Annotated in this window: 14 protein-coding genes and 1 pseudogene; 10 read left to right on the top strand and 5 right to left on the bottom strand. The window is 70.2% G+C overall.

What is annotated here, in order from left to right:
- A pseudogene (locus AAFN86_RS23585) lies at positions 1-106 on the top strand (IS5/IS1182 family transposase); the annotation flags it as partial.
- A 212-nt stretch (positions 107-318) separates the two neighbouring features.
- A complete protein-coding gene (locus tag AAFN86_RS23580; protein WP_347546015.1) occupies positions 319-1,464 on the top strand; it encodes a CoA transferase in 1,146 nt (381 codons plus the stop codon).
- On the opposite strand, the gene AAFN86_RS23575 is transcribed toward AAFN86_RS23580, so the two are convergent.
- The gene (locus AAFN86_RS23575) at positions 1,454-5,071 is read right to left on the bottom strand and encodes a calcium-binding protein (protein ID WP_347546014.1); all 3,618 of its coding nucleotides are present in this window, start codon (positions 5,069-5,071) and stop codon (positions 1,454-1,456) included. The genes AAFN86_RS23580 and AAFN86_RS23575 overlap by 11 nt on opposite strands.
- A gap of 262 nt (positions 5,072-5,333) precedes the next feature.
- Positions 5,334-5,726, bottom strand: a complete 393-nt coding sequence (locus AAFN86_RS23570) for a metallopeptidase family protein (protein WP_347546013.1) — start codon at positions 5,724-5,726, stop codon at positions 5,334-5,336.
- A 53-nt stretch (positions 5,727-5,779) separates the two neighbouring features.
- Here AAFN86_RS23570 and AAFN86_RS23565 point away from each other — a divergent pair, with 53 nt between their 5' ends.
- Positions 5,780-6,070: a 4a-hydroxytetrahydrobiopterin dehydratase gene (locus tag AAFN86_RS23565; protein ID WP_347546012.1), complete on the top strand. Its 291-nt coding sequence runs from the start codon at positions 5,780-5,782 to the stop codon at positions 6,068-6,070.
- A 372-nt stretch (positions 6,071-6,442) separates the two neighbouring features.
- Here the strand turns inward: AAFN86_RS23565 and purD are convergent, their stop codons facing one another.
- Positions 6,443-7,711 (bottom strand): phosphoribosylamine--glycine ligase, encoded by a 1,269-nt coding sequence (gene purD / locus AAFN86_RS23560; RefSeq protein WP_347546011.1) that lies wholly within the window; start codon positions 7,709-7,711, stop codon positions 6,443-6,445.
- A 73-nt stretch (positions 7,712-7,784) separates the two neighbouring features.
- On the opposite strand from purD, the gene xseA reads away from it, so the two are divergent.
- The 3 genes from xseA (at position 7,785) to AAFN86_RS23545 (ending at position 10,914) form a co-directional block, all read left to right on the top strand.
- On the top strand, positions 7,785-9,233 hold the full coding sequence (gene xseA, locus AAFN86_RS23555) for an exodeoxyribonuclease VII large subunit (RefSeq protein WP_347546010.1): 1,449 nt from the start codon (positions 7,785-7,787) through the stop codon (positions 9,231-9,233).
- A 287-nt stretch (positions 9,234-9,520) separates the two neighbouring features.
- Complete coding sequence (locus AAFN86_RS23550) at positions 9,521-10,309, top strand: M23 family metallopeptidase (RefSeq protein ID WP_347546009.1); 789 nt, start codon at positions 9,521-9,523, stop codon at positions 10,307-10,309.
- A complete protein-coding gene (locus AAFN86_RS23545) occupies positions 10,306-10,914 on the top strand; it encodes a class I SAM-dependent methyltransferase (protein WP_347546008.1) in 609 nt (202 codons plus the stop codon). The genes AAFN86_RS23550 and AAFN86_RS23545 overlap by 4 nt, the downstream gene beginning before the upstream one ends.
- Before the next feature lie 92 nt (positions 10,915-11,006).
- Here AAFN86_RS23545 and AAFN86_RS23540 read toward each other — a convergent pair whose 3' ends face one another.
- On the bottom strand, positions 11,007-13,430 hold the full coding sequence (locus AAFN86_RS23540; protein ID WP_347546007.1) for a PQQ-dependent sugar dehydrogenase: 2,424 nt from the start codon (positions 13,428-13,430) through the stop codon (positions 11,007-11,009).
- A gap of 59 nt (positions 13,431-13,489) precedes the next feature.
- Positions 13,490-13,834, bottom strand: coding sequence for a phage holin family protein (locus AAFN86_RS23535; RefSeq protein ID WP_347546006.1), 345 nt, complete (start codon positions 13,832-13,834; stop codon positions 13,490-13,492).
- 79 nt (positions 13,835-13,913) lie between these two features.
- Between AAFN86_RS23535 and AAFN86_RS23530 the strand changes: the two genes are divergently transcribed.
- The 4 genes from AAFN86_RS23530 to AAFN86_RS23515 all read left to right on the top strand — a co-directional run bounded on the left by AAFN86_RS23530 (position 13,914) and on the right by AAFN86_RS23515 (position 17,265).
- Positions 13,914-14,756 (top strand): EamA family transporter, encoded by an 843-nt coding sequence (locus tag AAFN86_RS23530; protein ID WP_347546005.1) that lies wholly within the window; start codon positions 13,914-13,916, stop codon positions 14,754-14,756.
- Positions 14,757-14,848: 92 nt separating this feature from the next.
- Positions 14,849-15,823 (top strand): tripartite tricarboxylate transporter substrate binding protein, encoded by a 975-nt coding sequence (locus AAFN86_RS23525; RefSeq protein ID WP_347546004.1) that lies wholly within the window; start codon positions 14,849-14,851, stop codon positions 15,821-15,823.
- 3 nt (positions 15,824-15,826) lie between these two features.
- Positions 15,827-16,501 (top strand): cyclase family protein, encoded by a 675-nt coding sequence (locus AAFN86_RS23520; RefSeq protein ID WP_347546003.1) that lies wholly within the window; start codon positions 15,827-15,829, stop codon positions 16,499-16,501.
- Complete coding sequence (locus tag AAFN86_RS23515) at positions 16,498-17,265, top strand: glucose 1-dehydrogenase (RefSeq protein ID WP_347546002.1); 768 nt, start codon at positions 16,498-16,500, stop codon at positions 17,263-17,265. The genes AAFN86_RS23520 and AAFN86_RS23515 overlap by 4 nt, the downstream gene beginning before the upstream one ends.
- The last annotated feature ends 172 nt before the right edge of the window (positions 17,266-17,437 follow it).

Genomic DNA, 17,437 nt, shown 5'->3' with positions numbered 1-17,437 from the left:
CTCCAAGCTCAAGCAGTTCCGCCGCGTCGCCACACGCTACGAAAAGACCGCCCGCAACTTCCTCGCCGTCGTCACCATCGCCGCCACCATCCTTTGGCTCAGGTAACTGTCCACGGAACCTAGTGCACCCGCGAACAGCCCCCCGCGTCAGAGCTACCGCTTCCCGCCCCACCCCAACCAACGGTTTCCAAAGGCCTCGGGCCTTTGGCGGGGTGGCTTGGAGGGGCGGCGTCCCTCCAATCTTCCTGCGCCCCTGGCCCTCCCGCACCCACCCCCTATGCTCACCCTTCGTCCAAGCCCAAGGGGAGCAACCCGACCATGATTCTGCCGCTCGAAGGTGTCCGCGTCATCGAGGTCGGCCAGGCGCTCGCCGGTCCGCTCGCCGGGGCGATCATGGCCGATATGGGCGCCGACGTGATCAAGGTGGAAAAGCCCGATGGCGGCGACGATGCGCGGGGCTGGGGGCCGCCGTTCGGGCCGGATGGCGTCACCTCGCTGTATTTCCACGGGCAGAACCGCAACAAGCGGTCGGTCACGCTCGACCTGAAGAAGCCCGAGGATGTCGAGGCGCTGCACCGCATGTGCGAGGAGGCCGATGTCCTCATCCAGAACCTGCGGCCCGGCGTGGTCGATGAGATCGGCATCGGCCCGGCGGCGATGCTCGGGCGGCATCCGCGCCTGGTCTATTGCTCGATCTGGGCCTTCGGCGCGACCGGGCCGATGATGATGAAGCCGGGCTTTGATCCCTTGCTGCAGGCCTATGGCGGGATGATGAGCGTGACCGGCCGGCCGCAGGACCCGCCGACCTTCTGCGGCGCGTCGATCAACGACAAGGCGACGGGGATGTTCTGCGTGATCGGCGCGCTGGGCGCGCTGCGGCGGCGCGACATCACGGGGAAGGGCGGGCTGGTCGATACGTCGTTGTTCGAGACGGCGGTGCATTGGGTGGAAGGGCAGGTGAACAACCACCTCGCTACCGGCGATGTGCCGACGCGGCATGGCACGGGGGGTGCGGTGATCGTGCCGTACCAGGTGTTCGATTGTGCCGATCGGCCGATGTGTCTGGCGGCGGGGAATGACCGGCTGTGGGGGCGTTGCGCGGCGGTGCTGGGGCATCCGGAATGGGGGCGCGACGAACGGTTTTCGCGCGGTGCCGCGCGGGTGCGCAACAAGGCGGTGCTGCTGCCGATGATCGAACAGGTGCTGAAGACGCGACCGCGCGATGCGTGGATCACCGCGCTGGAAGCGGCAGGCGTGCCCTGCGCGCCGGTGAACGACATCGGCGAGGTGGTGGCGAGCGCGCAATTCGCGGCCGTCGACATCGTGCAGCACCTGCCGGGCGGACCGACGGTGGTGGGTCTGCCGATCAGCTTCGACGGGGTGCGGCCGCGCTCCGCGCGCGGCGCGCCGAAGATCGGGGAGCACAATGAGGAGGTGCTCGCCCGCCCCGGCCCTACAGGATGAACCAGGCCTGGCCGGGCGCGGTGACCGACTGGATGAGTATGGCGAAGTCGGCAAGGCTGTCGCCGTCCACGTCCCCCGCCGCCACATAGGTCCCGCCGGCGACCAACTGTACCCGCAGGTCGCCCGCCGCGCCGGTGAAGTTCGCACCGCGATAGGTGAAGGCCTGGTCGCCCGCGACCGTGGTATTGGCATCGATCAGCGCGAGCGAGATGCGGTCCAGCGTACCGGCGACGAAGGTGAAGTCGAAGATGACGTCGGGTGCCGCCACGGTGCTGTCGGCCAGGCTGGTCAGGCGGAAATGGTCCGCCCCGGCGCCGCCCGCCAGCGTGTCCGACCCGGTGCCGCCGATGAGGATATCGGCGCCGCCCTCGCCGACCAGGATGTCTGCCCCGCCGAGGCCCTGCAGCAGGTTGCCCCCCGCACCGCCGATCAGCGTGTTCGCGCCGGCATTGCCGGTGCCGTTCGCGACCGTGTTGATCAGGATCAACGTCTCGACGTTCTGGGGCAGGACGAAGCCGGCGCCGTCGGCGGCAAACACCGTGTCGGCGCCCTGGTTGAGGAATTCCACGATCACATCGCCGGCCTGCGCCAGGTACTTGTCGTTGCCCGTGCTGCCGACCAGGCGATCGACGCCTTCCCGTCCATCCAGCGTGTCGTTGCCCGCCCCGCCGTTCAGCGTATCGGCCCCCATATGGCCGGTGATGGCGTTGTCGAGGGCATTGCCGATGAAGCTGTGCGCGTTCGCAGCTGCCGCGGCGAGGTTCTCGACATTGGCACCGAGCGCGTAGGTGGCAAGCCCGGTGCGCACCGTGTCGATGCCCTGGTTCAGCAATTCGACCACCGCATCCGTCGCGGCATCGACGATGTAGGTGTCGTCGCCGATGCTGCCGACCATCCGGTCATTGCCGGTGCCGCCGTCGAGCGTGTCGGCGCCATCGCCGCCATTCAGCGTGTCGTTGGCGCCGAGGCCGCTCAGCAGGTTCGCCGCTGCATTGCCGGTGATGACGTTGGCGAGGCCATTGCCGGTGCCATTGATCGCGGCGGTGCCGGACAGGCGCAGATCCTCCACATTCGCCGCCGCTGTGTGGGTGACGGTGGTGATGACATAGTCCTTGCCGCCATTGGCCAGTTCCACCACGCGGTCGAGCGCGGAATCGACGTAGTAGGTATTGTCGCCGGCGCCGCCGATCATGCTGTCGGCGTCGAGCCCGCCATTGAGCGTGTCGTTGCCGCCGCCGCCGTTCAGCGTGTCGTTGCCGCCGAGACCGCTGAGCAGGTTCGCCGCGGCGTTGCCGGTGATGACATTGGTGAGGCCATTGCCGGTGCCGTTGATCGCGCCCGTCGCCAGGAGGAGGTTCTCCACATTGGCGGCGAGCGCGTGGGTGATGGTGCTGATGACGGTATCGGTGCCGCCATTGATGGCCTCGACGATGCGGTCGAGGGTGGAATCGACATAGTAGGTGTCGTTGCCGGCCGCGCCGACCATGCTGTCATTGCCCGGGCCGCCATTGAGCGTGTCGTTTCCGCCGGCGCCGTTCAGCGTGTCATTGCCGCCCAGGCCCGCGATGCTGTCGGGGCCGCTGCCGCCGGTCAGGCTGTCGGGCCCCGCGGTGGGGCCGCTGGGTGCGGCGATGCCGGCGATGAAGCCGGCCATCGCGGCGGTGCCGAGCGTCGCCGTGACCGCCGGCTTGTTGCTGGTGACCGAGGTGAGTTGGATGCTGAACCCTTCGCGCAACTCGCCGATGCCGGCGGCGGCGAGGTTCACATCCACGCGCATCACGCTTTTTGCCGCGACGCTGGCGGAATAGCGGTCGAAGCTGGCGCCGAGGGTGTAGCCGGTGACCTCGGCGAGGGTGACGCTGCCGGTGGGTAGCACGCCGCCGGCGAAATCCGCCGCCGTGACCGCGTTGGCCCCGGTGCCGACGATGCGCCAGTTGACCGTCAGGGTGGAGCCGACATCGCCGACGCGGATGATGTTGAAGGAGATCGTGTCGGTCGCATCCAGGCTGCCGTTGAGGCGGTGCAGGTAGACGAGCGCATCGCCGCTGGTGACGGATTGCGTACCGGAACCGAGCGTGACGATGCCCCCCGAGGCCTGGCCGGCGGGACCGACGGAACCATTGGCCCCGGCGAAGCCGGCAAGGCCGGCCGTGCCGCTCGCCGCATTGGTGCGGGTCGGCAGCACGACCTCGCTCTCCGGCGTGCCGAAGGCGATGACATAGAGGTCCGGGTATTCCAGCCCGCCCGTGCCGGCGGCGGCGCCGGTGCCGGCATTGCCGCCGGTGCTGATGAAGGTGCTCGAGACGCCGGCGGTGGCGCTGTTGAAATCGGTGACCGCCGCGCGGCCGGTCAGCGTGCCGAGGTTGAGGATGGATCCCGCCGCGCTGCCGCCGCGGCCATTCGCACCGGCATCGCCGCCATCGCCGCCCGACCCGCCATTGCCGCCGATGCCCGCCGCGCCGGAATACAGCGTGCCGGGATCGACCACCTGTGCCTGTGGCAGGACGATGGTGTGGCCGGTCTCATCAACGTAGGAAAAGGCGCTCTCGTAGGCATCCGAGGTGTAGCCGTCGTTGCCGCCATTGCCGCCCTTGCCGCCATTGCTGCCCCATCCACCGGCGCCACCCTGGGCGCCGTTGCCACCCCGGGCGGTGTTGCCTTCCTCGATGTAGCCGGAGACGAGGCGGCCGCCGAACACCACGTCGGTGAGCGAGAGCGTGGCGCCGGCCTGGTTCAGGATGGCACCGCCGGCATTGCCGCCAGCCCCGCCCGCGCCGCCGTCGCCGCCATCGCCGCCGGCCGAGCCATCCCCGCCATTGCCGCCATCGCCCGGTTCGACCCAAAGCGGGTGCTTCTGGTTGTTGAAGAAGAACAGGTCGGTGATGTTGTGGCCTTCGATGCCGGCGCGCCCGCCGAAGGTGAAGCCGCCATCCCCGCCGCGCCCGCCATTGCCGCCAAGGCCGCCCTCGGCATTGTTGTCGCCGAAGCCGACGCGGATCAGCGTCAGCGTGCCGGCATTGGAGATGGCGCCGGCGCGGTCCTCGCCCTTTTCCCCGGCGCCGCCTGCCGCACCGTCGCCGGCGGGCGTGTTGTCCAGCGCGTCCTGGCCGAAATAGGCGAGGGCGCGGTCCTTCTCGCTGCCTTCGAGGATGTTGTTGCCGTTCTGGTCGACCGCATAGCCGCCGGCGATGCTGGTGGGGCCATTGGGCACTGTGGAACTGGCGCCGCGGCCCTGGCTGGCGCCTGCCGAGGCCGGCGTGGCCTGGCTGTTGCCATTGATGAAATCAACACCCACCAGCGTCAGGCTCGCGCCCTGCTTGACGGTGAACTTGGTGCCGAAGCCGTTGTTGAAGGCGATGTCGGCCTGGCCGTCATCGTCGACATCGCCATTGATGGTCAGCGCGCCGCCGGCGGCATCGATCTCGAACCCCGCGGGGTTGGCGAAGGTGCCGACGCTGACATAGAGCGCATTCGACACGCCGGCCGAGAAGACGATGGTGTCCGCCGCGGCGGAGGCATTGGCCTGGGCGATCGCCTCGCGCAGGCTGAACACGCCATCATTGGCATCCACAACATCGGCGTTCGTCGTGACCGTGTAGGTCGTCATGCAGCAACCTTTCCGAATATATCGAAGTCGGATCGGTTCGATGATGTGTGGTAAGGTCGCGGCTGCACAAATGGAAGTTCTGCAACCCGTGGTGGTGGTGGCGCGCCGGTCCGGCCTACCGCGATGGCGTCACGACGCGGCCTTCAGGTCGCGGCCATGCCGTGTCCAGCGCACCGGCGCAGGCTGCGCAAGCCAGGCGCGCGCGTGCCGGCGTCGGAGGCACGACAGCAATCCCGGAGGCCCATGATATGGACACCCGATCTCAGTCATCCTGTTCCAACCGGTCGATATCCTCATCCGACAGGCCGAAATGATGGCCGATCTCGTGGATCAGCACGTTGCGGACCAGGCGGAACAGATCCTCCCCGGTCTCGATCCATTCGAGCAGGATGGGTTCGCGATACAGCAGGATGCGGTCAGGCTCGCTCGGGATGTCGCCGGCGGATTTGTGGGTGAGCGGCACGCCCTGATACAGGCCGGTCAGCTCCCAGGGGCTGTCGAGGCCCATCTCCTGCAATGTCTCGTCATCCGGCACGTCCTCGACCAGGATGGCGGTGCCACGCACCATGTCGCGCAGTGGCTGGGGGATGGCGGCGAGCGCATGCTCGGCCATCTCCACAAGGTCATCGAGGCCGGGCGGGGTGGTGAAGCGCATGGCGCGTCATGCGGGGCGCGGCAGCGTGTCGTCAAGCAGATCAGGAGGTTGCGATGGTCGAGACGCTGGATGCGGCGGCGCGCGCGGCGCTGGCACGGGACCTGCCGGACTGGGCGATGGTCGCGGGGCGCGACGCCATCACACGGGCCTTCCGCTTCGCCGATTTTTCCACGGCCTGGGGATTCATGGCGCGCGTGGCGCTGCTGGCGGAGCAGCAGGGACACCACCCGGAATGGTTCAATGTCTGGAACCGGGTTGAGATCACGCTGTCCACCCATGATGCGGGCGGGCTGAGTGCGCGGGATGTGGCGCTGGCGGCGGCGATCGACGCGTTGGGAGCGTGATGGCGGAAGGCGGAACCGGAGTGGGCTCTGCCCCCTCCGGGCCTCCCCCACCAAAGGCCAGTGGGCCTTTGGAAACCTTGACTTGGCGTTGGGCGCGGACGCACGTCGTGATGGCGACGGAGAATTCAGGCACGGGGCCTGATCCTGCCTGCCTCGCCGGGCGCTGGATTCGATTCCGTTCGCCTATGCTCACGGCAGCGGCTCCAGCCCTTTGTTTTTTCGAGCATCTTCACCCGACCAGGTGATTCCACATGATCGGGATCTGCTCCAGGTATCGGTTTTCAAAGGCCCATCCGCCATTGGTGGGGTGGCTTGGAGGGGCAACGCCCCTCCAACCATCGTCTCCCGAGGAGCCCCCGACCTCCCCCGCGGCTACAGCGCCCGCCAGCCGATATCCCGCCGGCAGAACCCCTCCGGCCAGTCGATCGTGTCCACGGCCGCGTAGGCGGCGGCCTGGGCCTCCGCCAGCGTCCGGCCGGTGGCGGTCACGCCCAGCACGCGCCCGCCGGTCGCGATCAGCGCGCCATCCTCCCGTCGCGCCGTGCCGGCGTGGAAGACCTGCACGCCAGGGATTTGCGCAGCGCGTTCCAGCCCGTGGATCTCGGTGCCCTTCGCGTAGGACCCCGGATAGCCGCGCGCGGCCATCACCACGACCAGGGAATGCACCGGGTCCCATCGTAGGTCGAACTTCGCCAGTTCCCCATCGCAGGCGGCGAGCAACGCCGGCAGCAGGTCGGACCGCAGCCGCACCATCAGCGCCTGGCATTCGGGGTCGCCGAAGCGGACGTTGAATTCGATCAGGCGGGGGCCATCCGCGGTGATCATCAGCCCGACGAACAGCACGCCACGGAAGGGCGTGCCGCGCCGCGCCATCTCGGCCAGCACGGGGTTGACGATGCGCGCCATGACATCGTCGCGCAGCGCGTCGGTGAAGACCGGCGGCGGCGAATACGCCCCCATGCCGCCGGTGTTCGGGCCGGTGTCGCCATCGCCGACGCGCTTATGGTCCTGCGCGGCACCCAGCGGCAGCGCCGTGGTGCCGTCGCATAGCGCGAAGAAGGAGACCTCCTGCCCGACGAGGCATTCCTCGATCAGAACCAGTGCGCCGGAGTCACCATGGATACGGGATTCCATGATGTCGGCGATGGCGGCTTCGGCTTCGGCGACGGTGGCGGCGACCACCACGCCCTTGCCGGCGGCAAGGCCATCGGCCTTCACCACGATGGGCGCGCCCTGTTCGCGGATATAGGCGCGGGCCGCGGCCGGGTCGGTGAAGCGGGCCCAGCGCGCGCCTGGCGCGCCGGCGGCATCGGCCACTTCGCGGGTGAAGGCCTTGCTGCCTTCCAGCCGGGCGGCGGCCCGGGACGGCCCGAAGCATTTGATGCCGGCATCGGCGCAGGCATCGGCCAGCCCCGCGACCAGCGGCGGTTCGCCGCCGACCACGACGAGATCGACGCCCTTGTCCCTGGCGAAGCCCAGCAGGCCGGGAATATCGAGCGAATCGATCGCCACGCATTCCGCGACTTCCGCGATGCCCGCATTGCCCGGCGCGCACCACAATGTGTCGAGCAGCGGCGACGCCGCGATCGCCCAGCACAGCGCGTGTTCGCGCCCGCCGCCGCCGACCACCAGGACCTTCATGGTACCCCCGTTCCGCACCGCATCGCGCCTGCCCCCGCTTTGGACCGGCCGCGCCTTAGCATAGGGTGGGCCCATGGACACCCCGGCCGTCACCAACATCCCGGAATATGCCGTCTCGGACCTGGCGGGGGCGATCCGCCGCACGCTGGAAGGCGCCTTCGGCCGCGTGCGCGTGCGCGGCGAGATCACCGAGCTGAAGCGCTACCCCTCCGGCCATACATATCTCTCGCTGAAGGATGCGGATGCGAAGATCGAGGCGGTGATCTGGAAGACCGCTCTGCGTAACATCGGCACCATGCCGGAGAACGGCGTGGAGATGATCGCGACGGGGCGGATCTCCACCTACGCGGACCGGTCCAAGTACCAACTCGTGATCGAACGGCTGGAATATGCCGGCGAGGGCGCGCTGCTCGCGAAGATCGAGGCGCTGCGCCGCCGCCTGCTGGACGAAGGACTGTTCGACGACGCCCGCAAGCAGGCCATCCCACGCCTGCCGCAGGTGATTGGCGTCGTGACCTCCGAGAAGGGCGCGGTGATCCAGGACATCCGCACCACCATCGCGCGGCGCTTCCCCCGCCGCATCCTGCTATGGCCGGTGGTGGTGCAGGGTCAGGGCGCGGCGGAACAGATCGCCGCCGCCATCCGCGGCTTCGACGCGATCCAGCCTGGCGGCCGCGTGCCGCGCCCCGATGTGCTGATCGTCGCGCGCGGTGGCGGGTCCCTCGAAGACCTGATGGCCTTCAACGAGGAGATCGTCATCCGCGCCGCCGCCGCCTGCACCATCCCGCTGATCAGCGCGGTGGGGCATGAGACGGACACCACGCTGATCGACTATGCCTCCGACCGCCGGGCGCCGACGCCGACGGCGGCAGCGGAACTGGCGGTGCCGGCGCGGGCGGAGATGGCGGCCTCCCTCGCCCAGACCGGCGCGCGGCTGGCGCAGGCGGCGGCGGGGCTGCTGAACGGTACGCGGCTGCGACTGCTGCGGGCCGAACGGCGGCTGCCGGACGTGCCGGCGCGGCTCGCGCAGTCGCGCCAACGGGTGGATGACATCGGGGATCGGCTGCCGCGCGCGCTGGTCGGGCTGCTGGCTGGGCGGCGCCAGGCGCTGGCGGGGCTGCGCGTGCCGCATCCGCGCGAAGGCATCCTGGCGCGCCGCGCCGCCGTGCAGGCACTGACCCTGCGCCTGTCCGCCGCCTGGGGGCGGCAGCGCGATGCGCGGGCGACAGCGCCGGCCCTCACAAGGCTGTCGCCCGCCCCGGTGCGGGCGCTGGTGCGGCAGAAGCGGGCCGTGCTGGATGGCCTGTCGGCGCGGTTGGAAAGCGCGTCGTATCAATCCGTCCTCGCGCGCGGCTTCGCCCTGGTGCGCGATGTGGACGGCCACGCCGTCACCGCCGCGAAGGGCGTCGCACCCGGCCAGGCGCTGCGACTGACCTTCGCGGATGGGGAGGTGCGCGCGCAGGCCGACGGCGCGGCCCCACGCCGCAAGGGACAGGCGCCGGAACAGGGGTCGTTGCTGTGACGGGGGATCGTGATGCGGAACCGGAGAGGGCCTTGCCCTCTCCGGACCTCACCCACCAAAGGCCAGTGGGCCTTTGGAAACCCTTTCCTGGTGCCGGGCGCAACGGGGCGGTCACACCGATGAGCACGCTGCCGGCGGGTGGTCCGAACAGCCATCCGGGCGCGCGGCACGATGCAGGCACCGCACTGCCTGCGGCTCCGTCATGCCCGGGGACCGGGATCGCTTTCCAAAGGCCCACCGGCCCTTGGCGGGCAGGGGCGGCGCCCCTCTCCGTCGTGCGCCGGGCCATGCTCGCCCTTCCGGCGCTGTTGCTCGTCCGCCCGGCCGCGGCCGTCACGCTCACCGAACGCGGCCTCGCCCAGGGTGGATTCGTGGTCGGGCGCGCCGCACCGGGCACGCGCGTCTCGCTCGATGGCCGGGCGTTGCGCGTTTCGGTGGATGGCGCCTTCGCCTTCGGTTTCGGGCGCGACCAGGGCCCCTCGGCGGTGCTGGCGGTGACGCATCCGGACAACCGGCGAGAGGAGCGGCGACTGGCCATCGCGCGCCGCCAATGGCAGGAACAGCGCATCAACGGCCTGCCACCGGAACAGGTCACGCCGGATGCCGAGACGCTGCGCCGTATCGAGCGCGAGCGGGAGAAACTCGGCGTCGCGCGCGCGACGGACAGCGCGTTGACCGGCTTCGCGACCGGCTTCATCGCACCGGCGTCGGGACGGATCTCGGGCGTCTATGGCAGCCGCCGCGTGCTGAACGGGCAGCCGCGGCAGCCGCATTACGGGTTGGACTTCGCGGTGCCGACGGGCACGCCGCTGAAGGCCGTGGCGGCGGGGCGGGTGACGCTGGCGGACCAGTTCCACTTCTTCGGCAACCTGATGGTCATCGACCACGGGCATGGGGTGAATTCGCTCTATGCGCATCTGTCGGCGATCGAGGTGCGCGACGGGCAGATGGTCGCGCAGGGGGATCGCATCGCGCTGTCCGGGGCGACCGGGCGGGTGACCGGGCCGCATCTGCATTTCTCGTTCTCCTGGTTCCAGACTTTCCTCGATCCGCAGCCGGTGGTGCTGGGCGCATGAGCACGTCGCTCGCCTGGGACGAACGCTACGGCGGCGGTGATTTCCAGTTCGGGGAGGCGCCGAACCTGTTCCTGCGGTCGCAGGCGCATCGGCTGCGGCGCGGGATGCGCGCGCTGGCGGTGGGCGATGGGGAAGGGCGCAACGGCGTGTGGCTGGCCGAGCAGGGGCTGGATGCCACCGCGGTCGATTGGTCGGCGGTGGGGCTCGGGAAGGCCCGCGCGCTGGCGGCGCGGCGCGGCGTGCCGATCACGACCGTGACGGCGGACCTGTCGCGCTGGGATTGGCCCGAGGCGCGCTTCGACCTGATCGCCTGGATCTACGTGCATCTGCCGCCGGAGGACCGGGCGCTGGCCTGCGCGGGGGCGATGCGGGCGCTGGCACCCGGCGGGCTGCTGGTGATGGAATGCTTCACGCCGGCGCAGGAAGGCCGGCGCAGCGGCGGGCCGAAGGACCCGGCGCTGCTGTGGTCGCGCGCGCTGGTGGAACGGCACTTCGCGGGGCTGGAGGTGCTGGAATTGCTCGAAGGCGCGGTGCGGCTGGATGAAGGGCCGCGGCATCAGGGCCTGGCGGAAGTGGTGCGGGCGGTGCTGCGGCGGGTGGGCTGAGCGCCCGGGGCGGCTTGCGTTCGACGACGCTCGCGAAAGCCGATCCAACCCTTCGATAGCGCGGGCATCGTCACAGTCGGGCGCGACCTGCGTCAACCGAAAGGGTCGATGCTGATGCCAGGCGAAGCGCTGTCGCCAGTATCCGCCAGGTGCAGCGTGCCGCCGATGACGATCGGCCCCGCCGCGAATTGCGTCCCGTCGTTCGGGGATGCCAGGCGGTCGCGCAGCGAGCCTGCGGCGCCAAGCGAAAGGTCGCCACCGGGCAGCGGTGGTGGCGGCGGCGCGGTGACACCGCGCAGCAGGATGCTGTCCGTCACGCCGTAGGTCACCAGCAGGCCCGCCGCGGTGGTCGTCATGCTGGACGATCCGGCGCCGATGATGACGAAGGCGTCCTGCGTCATGTCGAAATCCACGATCACGTCGGCGCCGTCGCCAGGGCGGAAGATGAAGGCATCGCCGCCGGTGCCACCCCACAGCGTGTCGGCCCCGGCGCCACCCTCCAGCGTATCCGCGCCTGCCTGGCCGAACAGACGGTTCGCCAATTGATTGCCCAGCAGCACGTTCGACCCGCCATTGCCCGAACCGAAGACCGCACTGCCCGCCAGCACCAGCACTTCGGCCTGCGCCGACAACCAATAGCCATCGGCGCCGGAGGCGATGACGGTATCGGTGCCGCCATCCACGCCTTCGACGACGCGATCCGCGCGGCCGTCGACCAGATAGGTGTCGTTCCCCGCCGCGCCGCGCAGCGTGTCGATGCCTGTGCCGCCATCCAGCCGGTCACGGCCCGCCCCGCCGCGCAGATCATCCCGTCCGGCGCCGCCCTCCAGCGTGTCGTCACCGGCGAGACCGACCAGCATGTTCGCCGCGGCATTGCCGATGATGCGCGTCGCCGTCGTCGCGCCGATGCCCTGGGCCGCGCCGGCGGCCTCGCTCAGCACCAGCACCTCGACCGATCCGGGCAACCGGAAGGACGCCGAGGCCAGCACCGTATCCGCGCCGCCCCCGGCGACCTCGACCACGCGATCCTGCTGGCCGGTCACCTGATACAGGTCGTCGCCCGCGCCGCCGTTCAGCAGGTCGGCACCGGCGCCGCCATCGAGCGTGTCCTGCCCGGCGCCACCCAGCAGCGTGTCATTTGCGGCGCCACCGGACAGGCTGTCCTGGCCGTCCTCGCCATACAGCCGGTCGGCGCCCGCCATGCCGAACAGTACGTCGTCCCCGGTGCCGCCGAGCAGCGTGTCGCCGCCGCCGCCGCCATAGGCGCGGTCCTGCCCGGCACCGGCGCGCACCAGGTCGCCTGCATCCTCAGGGCCGGCAAGCATCGGGTCGAGGCGGAAGACCTCGCCGCCGTAGTCGACGACGTAGAGCGCGCCGTCCAGGCCTTCATTGATGGCGACAACGCTGTTGATCGTCCCGGCGTTCGCGGTGGTCAGCCCGGTGAGTTCGATGCGCGTCCAGATCCCGTCACCGTCGGAGTCCTGCAGCGCAAACAGCTTCGCGCTGCCCGAATCGCTGAAGATGTAGGCGCCGTGCAGCGCCTCGGAGGGGCCGCGGTAGACGGTGCCGCCGGTCACCGCGCTGCCGTCGCCCGAGGCATGGGTATAGACATGGATCGGCATGGTCAGGCCGGCGGGCGACGCATTGGGCGGGTTGTAGGGCTGGTCGCCTTCGAACAGGCGCCAGCCGTAGTTGGCGCCGGCGGCGCCGATGTCGATCTCCTCCCGGGCGCCCTGGCCGACATCGGCGATGAACAGCCGGCCGGTCGCGGAATCGAAGCCGTTGCGCCAGGGGTTGCGCAAGCCATAGGCCCAGATCTCGTCCAACCCCGCCACGCCGACAAAGGGGTTGTCGCCAGGGATGGCGTAGTTGCGCGCGGCGTCGGCGGCGAAGTCGTCGCCATCGACATCGATCCGCAGCATCTTGCCGAGCAGCGTGCCGAGGTTCTGCGCGTTGTTGAAGGGATCGCCGCCGCCGCCGCCGTCGCCTACGCCGGCATAGAGCATGCCGTCCGGGCCGAAGGCGATCCACCCACCCTTGTGGTTGCCGAAATCGGGCTGCGGGATCTCGATGATCGTCCGAGCACTTTCCGGCAACGCCGCGCCATCGGCGCCCATCCGGTATTCGCGGATCTCGCTGGCGCCGCCGGGCTGCGAGAGGAAGACGAAGAAGCGACCATTCGCCGCGAAGTCGGGATGGAAGGCGAGGTTGAGCAGGCCGCGTTCCCCAGTGGTCGGCACCGCGCCGACCAGGTCCAGCACGGGTGTCGCGGCGATGGTGCCGGTGGCGATGTCCATCGCCTTCACCAGGCCGGCGCGTTCGACGATGAACAGCCGGCCCGAACCATCCGGCGCGGCGATGGCCGCGACCGGGCTTGCGAGGCCGGCGGCAATGCGCACAGCCGAGACGCCAGCCGGCGCATCGCCGGTCGCGAAGGCTGTGATCAGGTCGTCGCCGGCGCCGCCGTTCAATGTCTCGGCCGATTGCGTCCCGGTCACGTCGGCCACGTCGATCATCCTGTCTTCCGCCGCGCGACAGTAGAGGCGGTTGTCGCGCCGCGGCGATCACACAGGCGTCAGCCCGTGGTCAGGCCGCCATTGATCACGGCCGACACGACGGAGACGACGATCGAGCCGAGCAGAGCCGCACCGAAACTGGCGACCGTGAAGGCCGGCACCAGCCAGGCGACCAAGGACAGCATCCCCGCATTCACCACCAGCAGGAACAGGCCGAAGGTGAGGATGGTGATCGGAATGGACAGCAGGACCGCGATCGGGCGCACCGTGGCGTTGACGATGCCGAGCACGATCGCCGCGAGAAGCAGCGTGGTGCCGTCCTGCGCCGCCAATCCCGGCACGATCGACACGGCCACCCACAACGCCACGGCGGCGATCGCGGTGCGGACGACGAAGGCGAGCATTTCCTCCTGACCTCCTCGGCATGCTAGACGGCGCAGCCGGCTTCGCCTCGCCGCGCCGATCTATTCTGCCCTGGAACGAATGAATTCCGCCACTCTTGCCGGCTGCGGCGCGCTGATTCTCTGGGCCTTTCTGGCATTGCTCGCGCGAATGGCGAGTGGTCTGCCGCCACTGCAACTGACGGCATTGGGATTCGCCGTCGGCGGGTTGATCGCCTTCGTCGTTGTTGCCGCGCAGGGGCGGCTGGCGCTGCTCCGCCAGGGGCCATTGGCCTGGGCGCATGGGGTGGGCGGGCTGTTCGGCTACCACGCGCTGTATTTCGCCGCACTCGCCCTGGCGCCGGCGGTCGAGGCGAACCTGCTCAACTACCTCTGGCCGTTGCTGATCGTGTTGCTGTCGGCACCGATCCTGGGCCTGCAGCTGGGCGCGCGACGCATCGGGGGCGTGGCACTCGGCTTCGCCGGTTGCGTGCTGCTGGTGGGGGCGGGGGCGTCCTTCCCCCCGGGGGCGGCACCGGGCTTCGCGGCCGCGGTGGGCTGCGCGGTGGTGTGGTCCGTCTATTCCGTCACGTCGAAGCGAATGGATGCGGTGCCGACCGAGGCGCTGGCCGGCTTCTGCCTGGCGACGGCGCTGCTCGCCGGTGTGGCGCACCTGGCGTTCGAGGCGACGGTGCTGCCCGATGCGCGGCAATGGATGGCGCTGCTGCTGTTGGGAGCCGGGCCGCTCGGCGCTGCCTTCTTCCTGTGGGATGCGGGGATGAAGCGGGGCGATCCGCGGCTGCTCGGCACGCTGGCCTATGCGGTGCCGGTTGCCTCCACGCTGCTGCTGGTGGCGGCGGGGGAAGGGGTGCTCACCTGGCGTGCCGCGGTTGCCGCGCTGCTGGTCGCGGGTGGCGGGCTGCTGGCGGCGACGGCGCGGGGCTGATCCGGCCGGCGGCGGTTTCCGCGCGCGCGGAAAACCTTCTAGCCTTGCCGCGTCAGCGGTGCGGCATCGCGCCGGGCGGGAGGACAGCAGGGATGACAGTTTCGCGTCGCGGCGTGATCGCCGCAGGCCTCGCCGGCGCCGCCGCGCCCGGCATGGCGCGTGCGCAGGGCGCCTGGCCGGGTGAGCGGCCGATCCAGGTGATCGTGCCGTTCCCGCCGGGCGGCGGCACGGACATCAACATCCGCGCCATGATCCCGTTCTTCGAGAAGCACCTGCCCGGCGCACGCTTCGTCGTGGTGAACCGGCCCGGCGCGGGGGCCGAGATCGGCTACACCGCCATGGCGCAGGCCACGCCCGATGGATACACCATCGGCACCGTCATCACGCCGAGCCTGCAGACCAACACGATCGAGCGGACGCCGCGCTACTCGCTGCGGGACTTCGCCTATCTCGGTTCGGTGGTCGAGGACCCGAGCGGCTTCCATGTCGCGCCGAGCAGCCCGCTGCGCACCGTCGCGGATCTGGTGCGCGCGGCGCAGGCGGCACCGGGCACCATCGCGGTCGGCACGGCGGGCATCGGGTCCGACGACCATCTGCTGATGATCGAGCTCGAGAATGCCGCCGGCGTGCGGCTGAACCACGTGCCCTTCTCGGGCCAGGCGCCGACCGTCACCGCGCTGATCGGCGGGCATATCCAGATCGCGTCGATGAACATGGGCGAAAGCGTCGGGCTGATCCGCGAGGGACGGGTGCGGCCGCTGGCCACCGCCGGCGCGCAGCGCTTCCCGATGACGCCGGAGGTGCCGACCTTCGCCGAGTCCGGCTTCCCGATCGACACGCGCGTGGTGCGGTCGATGGTGACGCAGGCGGCGGTGCCGGTGCCGATCCTGGCACGGCTGCAGGCGATGCTCGCGGAGACGATGCGCGATCCGGCCTGGATCGCCGAGGCGGACCGGCTGTTCATCCCGCTGAAATACCGCTCGGCCGAGGACACCTACCGGATTGTGTGGGATGAGGATGCGGCGCTGCGCGCCTTGTGGGCGCGGCGCCCCTGGAAGGATGGCTGAGACGTGGCGCGGCTGATCGATCTTTCGACCCCGGTGCGCACCGGGCATTTCCGCTGGGTCGTCGAACGGCGCTTCGCCAAGACGCACGACACCGGCGGCGGGCAGGCGACATGGGCCGGGTGGAACGTGCACGCCTTCACCCATATGGACAGCCCGCGTCATGTGGACCCGCAGGGGTTCACGACGGATGCCATCACGCTCGACATGACCGTGGGGCCGGGGGCGGTGATCGATGTGTCCGACGTGCCGGCGAATACCGCGATCCCGGGCGAGCACCTGGCCGCCGCCGGCGCGCATGTGCAGCCCGGCGACTTCGTGCTGGTGCGCACGCGCTGGGATGAACGCGCGAGCCTCGACACCGAGGATTTCTGGCGCCAGGCGCCGTGGATGACGGCGGAAGGATCGATCTGGCTGCGCGAGCGCGGCATCAAGGCGGTCGGCTTCGACTTTCCGCAGGACCATTGCATCCGCAATTTCCTGACCGGCGAGCCGCGCCCGCCGCTCCCCGAGCATGTGACGCATTTCCACCTGCTGGCGCGCGGCGTGATCATGTTCGAATACCTGTGCAACATGGGTGCGCTGAAGCAGCCCCGGAATCGGGTGGTCGGCCTGCCGGTGAAGATCCCGGACAGCGACGGCGCGCCGGCACGCGTCATCGCCATCGAGGATGAATCATGACCCGCGCCGCATTGGTGACCGGCGGCGGTTCGGGCATCGGCGAGGGGATCGCGAAGCGGCTGGCGTGCGATGGCGCCGCCGTGCTGGTCGCCGACATCAACGAAGCCGGTGCCGCCCGCGTGGCGCAGGAGATCACCGCCGCGGGCGGCGTCGCGGCACCATGGCGCATGGACGTGACCGATGAAGCCTCGGTCGACGCCGCGGTGGCCGAGACGCAGCGTCGCTTCGGCCGGCTGCGTATCGCCGTGTGCAATGCCGGCATCACCGACCGCGTGCCGGTGCTGGAGATGTCGCTCGAAGCCTTCGAGCGTGTGCTGCGGGTAAACCTGGTCGGCTGCTTCCTGACGGCGCGGGCCGCCGGGCGCGCCATGGCGGCGGCACCCGATGCGGGCGGGCGGATCGTGACGATCTCCTCCGTCTCGGGGCAGTTCGGCGGGACGGGGCGGGCGGCCTATGGCGCCAGTAAGGGCGGCATCGAGATGCTGACGCGCGTGCTGGCGGTGGAACTCGCCCCCCATGGCATCCTGGTGAATGGCGTGGCACCGGGGCCGACCCAGGTGGCGCGCACCGCGCATGGACCGCGCCAGCGCGCCGCGTTCCTCGACCGCATGGCGGTGAAGCGGTACGGCACGCCCGAGGATGTGGGCGCGGCGGTGGCGTTCCTGTGCAGCGCGGACAACGCGTTCGTCACGGGGCAGATCCTGAACGTGGATGGGGGATTTGCGTCGTCGGGGGTGATGTATGATCCGGGGGAAGGGGCGTAGGTTGGAGAGAGGCGCCGCCCCTCTCCAAAACGTCACCCCGCCAGGGGCCGGCGGGCCCCTGGGCCGCGGGTATTTGGCACCGGGCGCCAGTGTGAAGCGCGAATGGTCGATCCGGCGCCCGAAAACAGGCACCGCTGACGTGCCAATCACGCGCGGACCATCCTCGCCCGAC

This window comes from Roseomonas sp. CAU 1739, from assembly GCF_039839775.1.
Taxonomy (GTDB): domain Bacteria; phylum Pseudomonadota; class Alphaproteobacteria; order Acetobacterales; family Acetobacteraceae; genus Neoroseomonas.
This window is presented reverse-complemented; position numbering and strand designations above follow the sequence as displayed.